Origin of the sequence: Ferrimonas balearica DSM 9799 (genome assembly GCF_000148645.1) — a bacterium.
Classification (GTDB): Bacteria; Pseudomonadota; Gammaproteobacteria; order Enterobacterales; family Shewanellaceae; genus Ferrimonas; species Ferrimonas balearica.
Genome location: NC_014541.1, coordinates 3,276,652 through 3,291,639, shown reverse-complemented (window position 1 = coordinate 3,291,639; position 14,988 = coordinate 3,276,652). Strand labels below are relative to the sequence as shown.

Annotated in this window: 11 protein-coding genes; 8 read left to right on the top strand and 3 right to left on the bottom strand. The window is 62.6% G+C overall.

Annotation, left to right across the window (positions count from 1 at the left end; genetic code table 11):
• The first annotated feature begins 23 nt into the window (after window positions 1-23).
• From nagK to nagX, 5 genes are all read left to right on the top strand, one after another.
• Window positions 24-929 (top strand): N-acetylglucosamine kinase, encoded by a 906-nt coding sequence (gene nagK / locus FBAL_RS14995; RefSeq protein WP_041251325.1) that lies wholly within the window; start codon window positions 24-26, stop codon window positions 927-929.
• Window positions 926-1,921 carry a glucosamine-6-phosphate deaminase NagB-II gene (gene nagB-II, locus FBAL_RS14990; RefSeq protein ID WP_148226762.1) on the top strand — a complete coding sequence of 332 codons (996 nt, stop codon included), beginning with the start codon at window positions 926-928 and terminating at the stop codon, window positions 1,919-1,921. The genes nagK and nagB-II overlap by 4 nt, the downstream gene beginning before the upstream one ends.
• Before the next feature lie 7 nt (window positions 1,922-1,928).
• Window positions 1,929-3,059: an N-acetylglucosamine-6-phosphate deacetylase gene (nagA, locus tag FBAL_RS14985; protein ID WP_013346427.1), complete on the top strand. Its 1,131-nt coding sequence runs from the start codon at window positions 1,929-1,931 to the stop codon at window positions 3,057-3,059.
• A gap of 116 nt (window positions 3,060-3,175) precedes the next feature.
• Window positions 3,176-4,489, top strand: a complete 1,314-nt coding sequence (locus FBAL_RS14980; protein WP_013346426.1) for a sugar MFS transporter — start codon at window positions 3,176-3,178, stop codon at window positions 4,487-4,489.
• Window positions 4,490-4,535: 46 nt separating this feature from the next.
• Entirely contained in the window at window positions 4,536-5,636 is a 1,101-nt protein-coding gene (gene nagX / locus FBAL_RS14975; protein WP_013346425.1) for a transmembrane glucosamine N-acetyltransferase NagX, read from the top strand.
• A gap of 413 nt (window positions 5,637-6,049) precedes the next feature.
• Here the strand turns inward: nagX and FBAL_RS14970 are convergent, their stop codons facing one another.
• Window positions 6,050-7,066: a LacI family DNA-binding transcriptional regulator gene (locus tag FBAL_RS14970; protein ID WP_013346424.1), complete on the bottom strand. Its 1,017-nt coding sequence runs from the start codon at window positions 7,064-7,066 to the stop codon at window positions 6,050-6,052.
• Window positions 7,067-7,185: 119 nt separating this feature from the next.
• Window positions 7,186-9,471 (bottom strand): putative bifunctional diguanylate cyclase/phosphodiesterase, encoded by a 2,286-nt coding sequence (locus tag FBAL_RS19680; protein WP_013346423.1) that lies wholly within the window; start codon window positions 9,469-9,471, stop codon window positions 7,186-7,188.
• Between the two features lie 286 nt (window positions 9,472-9,757).
• On the opposite strand from FBAL_RS19680, the gene FBAL_RS14960 reads away from it, so the two are divergent.
• The gene (locus tag FBAL_RS14960) at window positions 9,758-11,473 is read left to right on the top strand and encodes a pectate lyase (protein ID WP_171814278.1); all 1,716 of its coding nucleotides are present in this window, start codon (window positions 9,758-9,760) and stop codon (window positions 11,471-11,473) included.
• On the opposite strand, the gene FBAL_RS20810 is transcribed toward FBAL_RS14960, so the two are convergent.
• The gene (locus tag FBAL_RS20810) at window positions 11,422-11,946 is read right to left on the bottom strand and encodes a hypothetical protein (protein WP_425357356.1); all 525 of its coding nucleotides are present in this window, start codon (window positions 11,944-11,946) and stop codon (window positions 11,422-11,424) included. The two genes, FBAL_RS14960 and FBAL_RS20810, sit on opposite strands and share 52 nt — an antisense overlap.
• Between FBAL_RS20810 and FBAL_RS14955 the strand changes: the two genes are divergently transcribed.
• Complete coding sequence (locus tag FBAL_RS14955; protein WP_041251323.1) at window positions 11,921-13,216, top strand: hypothetical protein; 1,296 nt, start codon at window positions 11,921-11,923, stop codon at window positions 13,214-13,216. The genes FBAL_RS20810 and FBAL_RS14955 overlap by 26 nt on opposite strands.
• 9 nt (window positions 13,217-13,225) lie before the next feature.
• Complete coding sequence (locus FBAL_RS19675) at window positions 13,226-14,917, top strand: hypothetical protein (protein ID WP_013346420.1); 1,692 nt, start codon at window positions 13,226-13,228, stop codon at window positions 14,915-14,917.
• Window positions 14,918-14,988 lie beyond the last annotated feature (71 nt).

The window sequence follows — 14,988 nt, the reverse complement described above, 5'->3', positions numbered from 1 at the left end:
AGAGCGAACAGGAGAACCACACCGTGGCGAGCTTTGACAGTCCCCTGCTGCTGGGGATCGATGGTGGCGGCAGTAAGTGTCGCGCCATTCTGTACCACCCCACAAAAGGGGTGATGGGCACCGGTCTGTCCGGTGCCGCCAATCCGGTCAACGGGTTGGACGCCGCCCGTGAGGCGATTGTGGACGCCTGCGTACAGGCGCTGGCAGCGGCGGGCCTGGAAGCCAGCCAGCTGGGCCAGTGCATCGCCGGTGCGGGTCTGGCCGGGGTGAACCTGCCCTCCTGCTTTGCCGCGATGAACGCCTGGCAGCACCCGTTTGCCGAACTCCACCTCACCACAGACCTTCATATCGCCTGCCTGGGGGCTCACGGCCGTCAGGACGGCGCCATCATGATCACCGGCACCGGCTCCTGCGGTTTCCTCGACCTGGCCGGCAAGCAGACCATCGTCGGCGGCCACGGCTTCCCGCAAGGGGATAAGGGCAGTGGCGCCTGGTACGGCCTGATGGCGGTACAACGTGCGCTGGAAGCCAGTGACACCCTGGCTCCGCCCACCGCCATGAGCGTGGGTCTGGCCCGGGCGCTGGGCAGCGACCAACCGCTTGATTGGGTTGAACAGTTGGCGGGGCAGCGCTCCACCGCCTACGCCCGTTTGGCCTCCGTGGTGTTCGAAGCCGCGGAGCAGGGCGATGAGCAGGCGCTGGCGCTGCGTGCTGAAGGCGCCGATTACATCAACCGACTGGCGCGCCAGTTGCTGCAAGCCGGTGCGCCGCGTCTGTCCCTGTTGGGCGGCCTCGGGCCGCTGGTGATCCCCCATCTTGGCGAGGATGTGCAGCAGGCGCTGTCACCGGCCCAGGCGACCCCGGAGATGGGCGCCGTGTTTTTCGCCCAGGATCAGCGCCAGGCTGGCGCAGTTAAGGAGCAAGGATAATGACCAGCATTATGGAGCGTGAGGCGCTGGAAGCCTCCGCACGAGTTCGCGACCAACTGGCCCACAATGGTGCGGTACTGCAGCAACTGGGTGCGCAACTGCGCACCACCCCGCCCAAGTTCGTGATGTGGGTAGGCCGGGGCAGCTCCGACCATGCCGGGGTCTTTGCCAAGTACCTGATCGAGATCGAGATGGGCATTCCCACCTTTGCCTCGGCGCCCTCCATCGCCAGCATCTATGGCCGCCCATTGCAGTTGGAGGGGGCGCTGGTTCTGGTGATCTCTCAGTCCGGCCGCAGCCCGGATATCCTGGCTCAGGCCCGCATGGCCAAAGAGAGCGGTGCCCGTGTGGTGGCGCTGGTGAACGACGAACAGTCGCCGCTGGCGGCGCTGGCGGACTTTGTGCTGCCCCTGCGCGCCGGGGAAGAGAAAGCGGTGGCCGCCACCAAGAGCTACCTGGCCACCCTCAGCGCCCTGCTGCAACTGGTCGCGGCCTGGAGTGGCCGCCGTGAACTGGCGGGCGCGATGGAACAACTGCCGCAGGCTCTGACGGCGGCGGCTGAAGCGCCGGTTCAGCTCAGTGCAGCACCGCTGGCCGAGGTGAAGAACCTGGTGGTACTGGGCCGTGGTCTTGGCTACGCCATCGCCAAGGAGATCGCCCTGAAGCTCAAAGAGGTGTGTGGTATTCACGCCGAAGCCTTCTCCAGCGCTGAGTTCCTGCATGGCCCGGTGACGCTGGTGGAGCAACAGCTGACGGTACTGGACCTGGATATTGACGACGAGTCCGCTGCCGCGCACCGTGAACAGATGGCAGAGATCGCCCACCGCGGTGCCACCGTTATCCGGATGAGCCAGGTGGGTCAGCCGCACCCGCGTCTGGCGCCGTTGACCCTGATGCAACGCTTCTACCTTGACGTGGAGAAGGTGGCGCTGGCCCGCGGCATCGACCCGGACAACCCCAAGGGTCTGAAGAAAGTGACCCAAACCCTGTGAGGCCGAGATGACCCAGACCTATCAGATTGCCCGGCTGTTTAACGGTGAGCGTTTTCACCGCGACGCCTGGCTCACCATCGACAATGGCAAAATCGTGGCGCTGGGCCACGGTCAGGCGCCCAGTCAGGCCAAAGTCCTGACCGGTACGCTGGTGCCGGGGTTTGTTGATGTGCAGGTCAATGGCGGCGGTGGCGCGCTGTTTAACGGCGATCGCTCCGTCAACGCCATCGCCACCATCGGCGCCGCTCACGCCCGCTATGGCACCACCGCCTTCCTGCCCACCCTGATCACCGACAGCCTGTCGGTGCTGCAGGAGGGCGCCGACGCCATTGCCGCTGCGCTGCGTGAGCAGTGCCCGGGGGTGATTGGCGTGCATTTCGAAGGGCCGCACCTGTCGGTCGCCAAAAAAGGGGTACACAGCGCCGAGCATATCCGTCCGCTGACCGACGCCGAGATGGCGGTGTACACCCGGTCCGACCTGGGCACCGTGGTGGTGACGCTGGCGCCGGAAACCGTTCCGGCCAGCCAGATTGCCGAGCTGGTCGCGGCGGGCGTCAGGGTGTGCCTGGGCCACTCCAATGCCGATTACGCCACCGCGCAGGCGGCACTGGAAGCCGGTGCCAGCGGCTTTACTCACCTGTTCAACGCCATGTCGCCCTTCACCTCCCGCGAGCCGGGCATGGTGGGTGCGGCCCTGCTCGACCCCCACAGCTGGTGTGGCCTGATTGTGGATGGCCACCATGTGGATGACGCCAGCCTGAAGCTGGCGATCCAGGCCAAGGCCGCGCAGAAGATGATGCTGGTCACCGACGCGATGCCGCCGGTGGGGGTGGAGGGCGACACCTTCACCCTGCTGGGCCGCACCATTCGTCGCGACGGCGACAAGCTGACGGCCCCCACCGGTGAACTGGCCGGTTCGGTGCTGGATATGGCCTCGGCGGTGCGCAACAGCGTGCATCGTCTGGGTGTGTCAGAAGCCGAGGCTTTCAGGATGGCGAGCCGCTATCCGGCGGAGTTTCTCGGTTTGGAGCAGCCCGGTCGCCTCCGGGTTGGCGGCCGCGCCGATATGGTGCTGCTGGATGACGACTTCCAGGTTCAGCAGTGCTGGATCGGGGGAGAGGCGGTACTGAAACCATAACGATAACCACAGGCCGGGCCCGCGAGGGACCGGCCATTGTGTATGAGTGGAAGGCCGAGCATGGATGCCGACACGTCACTTCCACCAAGCAAGCCAACGGAAGAGAAGCGATAACTATGATAGATGCCAAACCAGCGGTCTCCGGGAGCAAAAGCAGCCTGCTGCCGATGTTCATCATCGGCACCATGTTCTTTATCTTCGGATTTGTTACCTGGCTCAACGGCTCGTTGATCCCCTTTCTGCAGATCATCTGTGAGCTCAACGAGTTCCAGGCTCTGTTTGTGACCTTTGCGTTCTATATCGCCTACACGGTGATGGCGCTGCCGATGTCCAGCATCCTCAAACGCACCGGTTATAAGAACGGCATGGCGGTTGGCCTGGGTTTGATGGCAGTGGGGGCTCTGGTGTTTATCGGCGCCGCACAAAGCGCCGACTACGCGCTGTTCCTGGCCGCCCTGTTTGTCTTGGGTACCGGCCTGACCATCCTGCAGACGGCCTCCAACCCCTACGTGGTGATGATTGGTCCGAAAGAGACCGCCGCAGTGCGGATCAGCATTATGGGCCTGATCAACAAGGGCGCCGGGGTGATTGTACCGGTGGTGTTTACCGCCCTGGTGCTGTCCGGTTTCGAGGGCTTTACCGCTGAGCACCTGGCTCAACTGCCGGAAGCCGAGCGTCTGGCTCAGGTGGAGGAACTCTCCAACCGTCTGGTGGAACCCTACCTCTACATGGCCGCTGTGCTGGCGGCCCTGATTGGCCTGGTGAAGTTCTCTTCGCTGCCGGAGCTGGAGTTTGAAGAGGAAGCGGAGCACGCGGATAAAGGCAGCATCACCCAGTTTCCGCAGGTGGTGCTGGGCGCCATTGCCCTGTTCTTCTACGTGGGCATCGAGGTGATCGCCGCCGACACCATCGGCTTGTATGGCAGCAATCTGGGCGTGCCCAACTTTGCCGCGCTGACCTCCTATACCATGGTATTTATGGTGATTGGTTACCTGATTGGCGTCACCTGCATCCCCCGCTTCCTGTCCCAGCAGAAGGCCCTGCTGCTGTCCGGTGTGGCCGGTATGCTGTGTGTGCTGGGGGCCACCACAGCCTCGGAGCAGAGCGACCTGATCGCCTCGGTGCTGTGGGGCTGGAGCGGTATCCCGCTGGTGCCGGACCCGATCGCCTTTGTCGCCCTGATGGGTCTGGCTCACGCGCTGGTGTGGCCAGCCATCTGGCCGTTGGCGTTGGATGGCCTGGGCAAGTTCACCGCCCAGGGTTCCGCCCTGCTGATCATGGGGATCTCCGGTGGCGCCATCCTGCCGCTGCTGTTTGGTAAGGTGGCGCACCTGACCGGCGACACTCAGGTGGCGTACTGGATCGGCTTGCCCTGCTACCTGTTTATCTTCTACTACGCGGTGAAAGGCCATAAGCGCCGCAGCTGGTAATCGATAGCACCGGGGCCGTTGGCCCCGGTGTTCACAGGACGTGGTTATGTCGACAGTTAAGCAACGCCTACAGGCGCTGGATGCCCTGCGGGGCTTTGATATGTTCTGGATTATCGGTGGCGAGAAGCTGTTTGCGGCGCTGTTGCTGCTGACCGGCTGGCCACTGTGGCAGGTGGCGGCGGACCAAATGCTGCACAGCCCCTGGCACGGTTTCACCTTTTACGACCTGATCTTCCCCCTCTTTATCTTCCTCTCCGGCGTCACCATCGGGCTGCAGCGTCAGTCCCTGATCGGGATCGCCTGGTCCGATCGCCAACCCCATTACCGCAAAGCGCTCAAACGTCTGCTGCTGTTGGCGCTGCTGGGGGTGTTGTACAACCACGGCTGGGGCACCGGCATGCCTATGGCGCTGGATGAGATCCGCTACGCCAGTGTGCTGGGCCGGATCGGTATGGCCTGGTTCCTGGCGGCGATGATCGCCTGGCATCTGCCCTGGCGCAGTCAGCTGATGGCGGGGCTGGTGTTGGCGCTGGGCTATGGCCTGGCACAGGGCCTGTGGGGCAGCGCGCCCTACAGTTCCGAGTTGTCCCTCAACACCTGGGTGGACCAGCACTGGCTGCCGGGCATCACCTATCAGAATGCACCGCTGGACCCGGAGGGGCTGATGTCCCACCTGAGCGCGGCACTGAACGCTCTGGTTGGGGTGTGGGCGGGTTACTGGCTGCGCCAGCCCCGCAGTGTCTGGCAGCGCGCCGGGGTACTGGCGCTGGTGGCGCTGGCCAGCCTGTTGCTGGGCTGGCTGTTGCACCCGCTGGTGCCGGTCAACAAGACCCTGTGGACCCTCAGCTTTGTGCTGGTCACAGTGGGGTGGAGTGGCCTGTTTCTGGCGGGATTTCTGGCCGTGGTGGATGGGTTGGGGTGGCACCGGCTGGGCAAGCTGTTTGCCCTTATCGGCGTGAACTCCATCTTTATCTACCTGGCCAGCGCCTGGTTCGATTGGGGCTACACCGTGGAGAGTTTGGCTGGGGGCGTGATCCGCGCCCTGCCGGAACCGGCGCAGGCGCTGGCTGCCGCGGTGGGCCTGCTGGCACTGCAGTGGGCGGTGCTGGCCCTGATGGCGCGGCGAGGGTTGTTTCTGAAGGTGTAATTTAAGGTTTATCGCATATTTCCGTGGGAATCTTGGCTCCGGGCTCGTTGCTACCTATCGAGCCGTTGCCGGGATGCCCCGGCGGGCACCAGAAGGGCGTTGCCCCTCTGGACTCCCCTTTGCCTCCGGCGCGGCGAAAGCCCCTCGCTCCCACTCCTTCCCGTTCAGCACTGGCCAGACTCGCGTCCTGCTCGGCTGGCACTCGGGCCATCCCTGGCCCTCGGCTTCACTCCCAGTCGCTCCCGCTCAGCGCCGCGAGTCGGCCTTCGGTGGACGGCTGCGCCGTGATGGCTGGGTGCACATTCCAAGTCGGAAACGGCACCGGTCCTTTAAGAGAACAAAGCTCATCAAGAAGCAATTTCTTGGAGAAGTCGCTTCTGTTTTCTTTTCCCGTTAATCCGCGATGACCTAATTTAAGCGGGGTGCGGCCCGGAGGAGTCGCGCACCACCGGGCGGGGGACAAAGGTTTGTGCCTCGCCCTGGCCATTGCGGCGGATCTGGTGAATCAACTGCTCGGTGGCCTGCTGGGCGATGGTGACAATGGGCTGATCCACGGTGGTCAGCTTGGGCCAGGTCTGGCGTGAGAAGGGGCTGTTTTCAAAGCCGACAATGGAGAGCTGCTCCGGAATGGAGACCCCCGCCAATCGGGCCGCAAACAGGGCCCCCGCCGCAATCTCATCGTTACAGGCAAACAGCGCACTGGGCGGATTGTCCTGGGCCAGCAGGCGCTGGGCGTTTTCCACCCCGGACTCGAAGGCGTAACGCCCCTCCAGAATCAGTTGCGGCTCCACTTTCAGTTGATGGTCGGTCAGAGCCTGCTTAAACCCTTTCAAACGCTCATAGCTGGAGTGGTGTTCGCTGTCGCCGCACAGGAAGCCGATGCGCTGGTGGCCCAGCTCAATCAGGTGTTCGGTGATGGCGTAGGCACCCTGGCGGTCATCAATGTAGAGACAGTTGGGGTCGGCATCGCCCTCGCCGGAGCCGGACACAATGCGGACAAAGGCGACGTCCAGCTGCTCCAGGGTGTTGACGATGGCCGGTGACTCGGAGAACGGCGGCGTCAGCACCAGCCCGGCGATGCGGGAGCGTTTTACCATCGCCGCCAGCTGTTGGCAGATGTTCTCAGCGTGGGCATCGCAAGGATGGATCAGCAGTTCATAGCCCTGGCTGCGGCAGGCATCCAGGATGCCGTTCTGCATATCGATCACGTAGTAGGCGTTGGGGTTGTCGTAGATAAAGCCGATGGCGTACGACTTAGTGCTGGCCAGGTTGCGGGCTGCCGCGTTGGGCTGGTAGTTCAGCTCATCAATGGCGGCCTGCACCTTCTCGAAGGTGGGGGCTTTGACGGAGGGTTCGTTGTTGATCACCCGGGAGACGGTTTTAATGCTGACGCCAGCCTTGGCGGCCACGTCCTTGATGGTGATCTTCATTGCGACTCCTGTGGCCCCCCGGCAGGCCCGATAAGATGGCCGGGTAGACCCCAAAGTCTAAAGGTTAACTCTTTGTTAGGCAACGCATTGGAATGGGCTATGTAAGGGCTAGGCAAGGGCTATGCAAGGGCTTTGCAGGGCCGTGATTCCACCATCCTGACCCAGTCGCTGCAAGCCAGTGGGCGGCTGTACCAGTAGCCCTGCAGCACGTCGCAACCGGCACGCTTCAGCCAGTCATGCTGGGCCTGGGTTTCCACCCCCTCTGCCACGACGTTCAGATCAAGGTGTTCGGCCAGGTCCAGTATGGCGCGGACGATGGCGCCGTCCTGTTTATCCCCGGGCAGGCTGGAGACAAAACGCCGATCGATCTTGAGGGTGTCCATCGGCAGGCGCTTCAGGTAGGCCAGCGAAGAGTAACCGGTACCAAAGTCGTCAATCGCCAGCTTCAGGCCCAGCGCTTTAAGTTGGCACAGCATGTCGTGGCCACGGTCGAGGTCGGTCATCAGCAGGCTTTCGGTCAACTCAAGCTCCACTTTGTGAGGCGGGGCTCCGGTGCGCGCCAGAATGGTGGTCACCCGTTCCACAAAGTCGGCCTGCTGCATCTGGCGTGCCGACAGGTTGACCGAAATCAGCATGTCGTGCCCCTGCTCCTGCCACTGGCGGGCCTGAATGCAGGCCTCAGTCAGCACCCATTCGCCGATGCTGACAATCAGGCCGGTGCGCTCCGCCAGATGGATAAATTCGTTGGGGCTGAGCACGCCGCGCGTAGGGTGTTGCCAACGCAGCAGCGCTTCGGCGCCAATCATGGCACCGTCACACAGCCGTTGCTGGGGCTGGAAGTAGAGCAGGAATTGGTTCTCTTTCATCGCCTGGTGCAGCTCATTCTCCAGGGTGATCAGACGGTCTTCCTGTTCACGCAGCGCCGGCGCGTACAGCACGTAATTGGCGTCGTCCTGGCGGGGTTCCCGCACGGCGGCATCGGCGCAGCGCAGCAGCTCCTGGCTGTTGGCCGCGTGCTCCGGGTAGCGGGCAAAACCCTGCTCAACGCTGAGGTGGAAACTGGCGGGGGCGTTATCGGCATAGACCGGCTTGTGGAACACATCGGCAATGGTATCAGCCAGCTCAGCCAGAGTGTCGGTGCTGACCTGCCCCTGAATCAGTATGGCGAAACGGGTGCCGCCAAAGCGGTAAAGCACGATGGGGCGGTCGATCAGATTGAAGGGGTTGAGTGCACGACAAAGTCGCTGTGAGCAGGTGCGGAGAATGGCATCACCGGCCTGAAAACCCACCTGGGAGGTCACCTGATGAAACCGGTTAAGGGTGAGCAGCCCAAAAGTCAGGCTTTGCTCCGGATGCTGTTCGATCTGCAGTTGGGCGTCCAGTTCAAACTGGTGGCGATTGGGTAAGCCGGTCAGTTGGTCATGGCTGGCACGGTGGCGCAACTCCGCCTCAGCACGGCTGGCTGCGGTGATGTCCCGCAGGTGGACCTGTACCTGTTTAAGCTCGGCCAGCATGACCGCACGGGCGGTCAGGTAGCGCCGCCCCAGCGCAAACTCCCAGTCGTAGTCGCTGATCGCTTCACGCTGCATCCTGGCCAACTGGGTGGTGAGGTCGGGCACCAGCAGTTGGGGATTGGGTGGGATGCCCTGGTCCTGAGCCAACTGGGCCGCGGCGGGGTTCAATGACAACAGCTGCCCCTGCAGGGTAACACTGAGGATGGGGTCGGGATTGCGGTCGGCAAAGGCCGCAAGACGGCGGCGCTCGGAGCGATCGGTCAGTAGGCGATTGGCGACAACGCTGCCGATAAAGGCCAGCAGCACGATCAGCACAGAGAACGACACCACGTAGCGGGTATTGGCGCGGGTGCTTTGCTGGGTTTCCGCCAGACCGTGCTGAGCGGATTGATTGAGCTGTCGCTCCAGTTGTTGAAGCAGGGGTTCTGTTTGGGCGCGCAGTGCGCTGATCTGGCTCAGCAGCATGCGGCTCAGGTCCCAGTCCACCGGGGTTTGACTCAGGGCATGATCGAGGCGCTTGGCGAGCTCGTGATATTCCGCCTGGTAACGTTCGATGTGGTGCAGGGTGTCCTGTTCCGGCAGCTGCCGTTTGAGGTCACCCATTACCTGAGCGAGGCGGTGATGCGCTTCGAAGTATTCGGTCAGGTAGTGGTCGCGGCTCTGGTCGGCATAGTACTCATAGAGCAGGCGTTCGGTGCGCAGTTGCTCCTCAATCAGATTGCGGATCTGGAGCAGTTCCGGCAGGTGCTCATTGACCAGGATCTGGGTGTTGCTGTTGACCACTCTGCCACTGTGATAGACCTGCCAGGAGAGTGCGGTACCCGCCAGGATCAGCAGCAATTGAAGCAGCAGAAGACGGACGCGGAAGGGCGTCCAGGATGTCCAGAGCATTTCGATAAATTTCCCTATTTACGAGTGCACTGCAGAAAATTTCCTTATTGGGTACAACATAGGTTCCGCGACGAGAACTTCAAGCATTTCCGTAGCATTCGGCCAAATCGGTATGTTTCCGCAGAAGTGCAAACGTCCGTTTGGGAGGGGGAGGGTCTATACCTAAACACGGTGCAAGTGAAGCGGGCTGGACCGAGGAGGGGGTATGAAGGGGCGCATTTCCGCGTGGTGGGCAGAGCCACTGAGATGGTTGCTGGTGCTGTTAAGTCTGGCTGGGGTGGCCACGATGACCGCGTGCAGTGAGCAATCCAGTACCGAGCCGGCACCGGATCCTGACCCCGACCCGGGTCCGGACCCCGATCCTGATCCCGACCCAGACCCAGACCCGGACCCCGATCCAGACCCGGGCCCGGAGCCCGGACCGGATCCTGACCCCGACCCTGATCCGGAACCGGATTGTCCTCCTCTGCCCAGCGGTGAGTTGCCGATCGTACCCTGCAAAGTGGGCTTCGGCATCGAAACGCCAGCGGGCAGCGGCCGCAATCTGAATACGCCCAAGACCACCGTACACCGGGTGACCAGCCTGAAAGCCACCGGTGCTGGCACACTCAAAGCGTGCCTGGATGCCACCGGACCAAGGGTCTGCGTATTCGAAACCAGCGGCACCATCGACCTGACCGAATTGGGGATGATCTCCATCGACAACGATTACCTGACGGTGGCGGGCCAGACCGCACCAAGCCCCGGCATTATGATCCGAGGGGCGTCGGTGCGCATCGAAGCCAGCGACGTGTTGATTCAGCACATCGCCATCCGCACCGGCGATGCCATCCAGGGCCGCACCCCGGGGGATCGTGATGGCATCTACGCCATCGGCAAGCGGGACGATCCGACCCGACAGCCCATTAATGTGGTGTTTGACCACATCTCGGTGAGCTGGGGCCTGGATGAGACCTTTACCGTGAAGGACACCGCCCGCAATGTCACCATTCTCGACAGCATCGTCAGTGAGGGGCTGTGGTACAACATGCACCCCAAAGGGGGGCACTCCAAGGGGTTGATGATCTCGGCGGAAAACATGTTGGTGCAGGGCAACCTGATTGCGCACCACGATGACCGGGCGCCACTGGAAACGACTCCCAGTGCCATCACCGTCAACAACGTTACCTACAACACCCGCCAGGTGGGGATGCGCCTGGCGCCCCTGTCCAATAATTCCGCCCACGACGGCAAAACCCGCACCACCACGGTGGCGGGCAACGTCCGCCTCAAGGGCCCCAGCTCCGATTCGAACCGGGATTCGGCCACCGTGGTGCTGAGTGAGAATCGCAGTGGCTCGAAGATCTACATCGAGGACAACCTCTGCGACGGGTGGGATAACACCGATTGGCCCTGTGTGCGGGTGGACACCAGCAATGGTGCGAGCTTCCGGGTGTCAGAGCCACCGCTGTGGATTGACGGACTGCAGGTGATGCCGGCCAGTCAGACGCTGGATTACGTGCTGGCCAACGCCGGCGCTCGCCCCGGTGACCGGGACGAGGTGGATGCCCGCATCATTGCCGATGTGGCCAACCGTACCGGCACCATCATCAACTGTGTTGGCCCCGGCACCATTCTTTACCCGGTGGCCAATGTCAGCAGTTCAGGCAGCCGCTCGGTTTCCGGTGGCATTCCGGATTGCGACAGCAGCAAAACCGCCTACGTGGGACGCACGGTGGAGATTTTCGAAGGCACCGGGGCCGGTCAGATGCGGGAAGTGGCAAGCCAGAGTTGCAGCGGCAATACCGTGACCCTGAACGTCACTACCGATTGGGATACCCGGCCGGGCTCTGATGCCCAGTTCCGCATCCACATCCCCTGTGACATTAACGCCGGAGGCTGGCCGGAGATGGCCATTAATAAGCGCCCACTGACGCTGCCGGACAACCCCAATGAGGTGTCCTCATCCGGCTATACCAATCTGGAGTTGTGGCTGCACTCGATGGCGCGTTCAGTGGAGTAGTGCCGGGTATCCGGGGGGCCGAGATTACTGGTCTGGTCGCCCCGGATGCTTGCTATACCTAAAGACAGCTTTAGCGGCAGTGAAGTACGGGCAAACAGCCCGGGAGGCGGTATGACGTGGCGCGCGTGGCTTAACGTTTGGCGAACGGGTTTGAAAATCCTGGTGCTTTCCGTTCCGGTGGTGATGATAGGCTCGATCAGTACCGGGTGCAGTGAACAGTCTTCCAGCAGTTCTGAGCCGGATCCGGCGCCTGACCCATCCCCCGATCCCTCTCCTGAGCCCAGCCCGGACCCGGATCCTGACCCCGCTCCTGAGCCGGATCCTGACCCCGCGCCAGAGCCGGAACCGGACCCTGATCCGGGCCCGACGCCCGAACCGGGACCCGATCCTGATCCGGAACCCTCGCCGGGCGATTGCCCGCAGCCGGCCAATGGCGAGCTGCCTATCGTGCCCTGCAAGGTGGGCTTCGGCATCACCACGCCGGCGGGCAGCGGCCGTAACCTGAATCCTCCGAAAACTACGGTGCACAAGGTCACCAACCTGAATGCCAGTGGCGATGGCAGCCTGCTGGCCTGCATCGAAGCCTCCGGGCCCAGGGTGTGCGTGTTTGAAACCAGCGGCACCATCGACATGACCGAGCTGGGGATGGTGTCCATCAACAACGATTACATCACCATCGCCGGCCAGACGGCGCCCAGCCCGGGCATCATGATTCGGGGCATCTCGCTACGGATTGAAGCCAGTGATGTGCTGATTCAGCACGTCCGGGTGCGCACCGGTGACGCCATTGAGGGGCGCACACCGGGTGATCGCGATGGCATCTACGCCATCGGCAAGTCGGACGATACCAGTCGCCAGCCGCACAATCTGGTGTTTGACCATGTCTCGGTCAGCTGGGGCATCGATGAAACCTTTACGGTGAAAGACACCGCCAAAAACGTTGATATCCTCAACAGCATTGTCAGTGAAGGGCTGTGGTACAACATGCACCCGAAAGGGGGGCACTCCAAAGGCCTGATGATGTCGGCGGAAAACATGCTGGTGCAGGGCAACCTGATGGCCCATCACGATGATCGGGCGCCGCTGGAAACGACCCCCAGCGCCATCACCGTCAATAACGTCACCTACAACACCCGCCAGGTGGCAATGCGGTTGTCGCCGCTGTCCAATAACGATGCCCACAGCGGCAAGACCCGCACCACCACGGTAGCGGGTAACGTTCGCCTCAAAGGCCCGAACTCGGAAGAGAGCCGGGACTCCGCCTGGGTGGTGGTGAATGAGGACCGCAGCGGCTCCAAAATCTACATCGAAAACAACCTCTGCGATGGTTGGGAGAATCCCTCCTGGCCCTGTGTCCGGGTGGACAGCGAGAAAGGGGAGAGCTTCCGGGTTAAAGAGCCTCCGCTGTGGATTGAAGGGCTCAAGGTCTTGCCGGCGGATGACACCCTGGACTACGTGCTGACCAACGCCGGAGCACGCCCCAAAGACCGCGATGAGGTGGACAGTCGCATCATCAACGATGTGATCAACGGCACCGGCCAGATCATCAACTGCGTGGGAACCAAGAACTTTGAATACGATGGCCGCAAGATCGATTGTGAAGCGGCCAATGCGGGTGGATGGCCTGAGATGGCGGTGAACACGCACACGTTGACTCTGCCCGAGGAGATTAATGGCCTCGACGATTCCGGTTACACCAACCTCGAAGTCTGGCTGCACCAGCTGGCCAGTGCGGTGGAGTAGGGGGCGAACATGCAGACCAGAATGCAGCTGTTGAAGGTGATGGTGGTCGGCCTGGTGGTGTCGGCCTTTAGCCTGGTGGGGCTGGCCCCCGCCGAGGCCGCCAAACCGGAAAAACCTCCGGGTCAGGAGAAGCCTCCCAAGGAGAAACCGGAAAAGCCCGGGAAGCCTGAGCCGGACCCAGACCCAGACCCAGACCCGGAGCCAGACCCGACACCGGACCCGGATCCCGACCCAGACCCAGAGCCGGATCCGGACCCCGCCCCCGACCCGACCCCGGACCCCGACCCTGACCCTGACCCTGACCCGGAGCCTGATCCAGAGCCGGACCCCGATCCCGCGCCTGACCCGACGCCGGATCCCGACCCGGCCCCCGATTGTCCCGACCGGCCCGATGGCGCGCTGCCTATCATCCCCTGTACCGAGGGCTTTGGCATCACCACACCCGCAGGCAGCGGCCGTAATCTTAAACCGGCCAAAACCACGGTACATCGTGTCACCAACCTGGATGCCAGCGGCAGTGGGTCGCTGAAAGCCTGCATCGACGCGTCCGGGCCGCGGGTGTGCATCTTTGAAACCAGCGGCACCATCGATCTGACCGAGCTGGGATTGCTGTCGATCAACAACGACTACATCACCATCGCTGGCCAGACGGCACCGAGTCCGGGCATCAACCTGCGCGGGGCGTCAGTCCGTATTGAGGCGAACGATGTGTTGATTCAGCACATCCGGGTGCGTACCGGTGACGCGATTGAGGGGCGGACACCGGGCGACCGGGATGGCATCTACGTGATCGGCAAGAGCGACGACCCCAACCGTCGGCCTTATAACGTGGTGTTTGACCATATCTCGGTCAGCTGGGGCATTGATGAAACCTTTACGGTGAAGGACACCGCAGAGAACGTCAGCATCCTCAACAGCATTGTGGGTGAAGGGCTGTGGTACAACATGCACCCGAAAGGGGGCCACTCTAAGGGGTTGATGGTGTCCTCGCCGAATACCCTGTTGCAGGGCAACCTGATGGCGCACCATGACGACCGGGCCCCGCTGGAGACCAGCCCCAGCACCATCACCGTCAATAACGTTACCTACGACACCCGACAGGTGGCGATGCGCCTGTCCCCCTTGTCCAACAACGCCGCCCATGACGGCAAAGTACGCACCACTACCATTGCGGGCAATGTGCGTCTGAAAGGGCCCAGCTCCGACTCCGGACGGGACACCGCCTGGGTGGTGATCAACGAATCCCGGGATGGGTCGAAGATCTACATCGAGGACAACCTGTGCGAGGGCTGGGACAACACCGACTGGCCCTGTGTGCGGGTGGACAGCGACAACGGTGGCGATTTCCGGGTGAAGCAGCCGCCACTGTGGCTGTATGGCCTGAAGGTATTGCCCGCCAGCCAGACCCTGGAATATGTGCTGGCCAATGCCGGCGCCCGGCCCAAGGATCGGGACGACGTGGATACCCGTCTTATCAACGACGTCATCAATGGCACCGGCAAGCTGATCAACTGCGTCGGAACCCAGGACTTCAGCTATGACGGCAGGGAGATTGATTGCGCCAGCAATGCGGGGGGCTGGCCTGAACTGGCGGTGAACCCGCGCCCGCTGAAACTGCCGGAGGACTACAACGCCCTTGATGCGTCGGGCTACACCAAGCTGGAGGTGTGGCTGCATAACATGGCCAGCGAAGTGGAGTAACCCGATGCTGTGCCGAGGCGGACAAGCCCCAAAGCCCATCATTTCGGATGGGCTTTGTTTTGCGTTGCTGG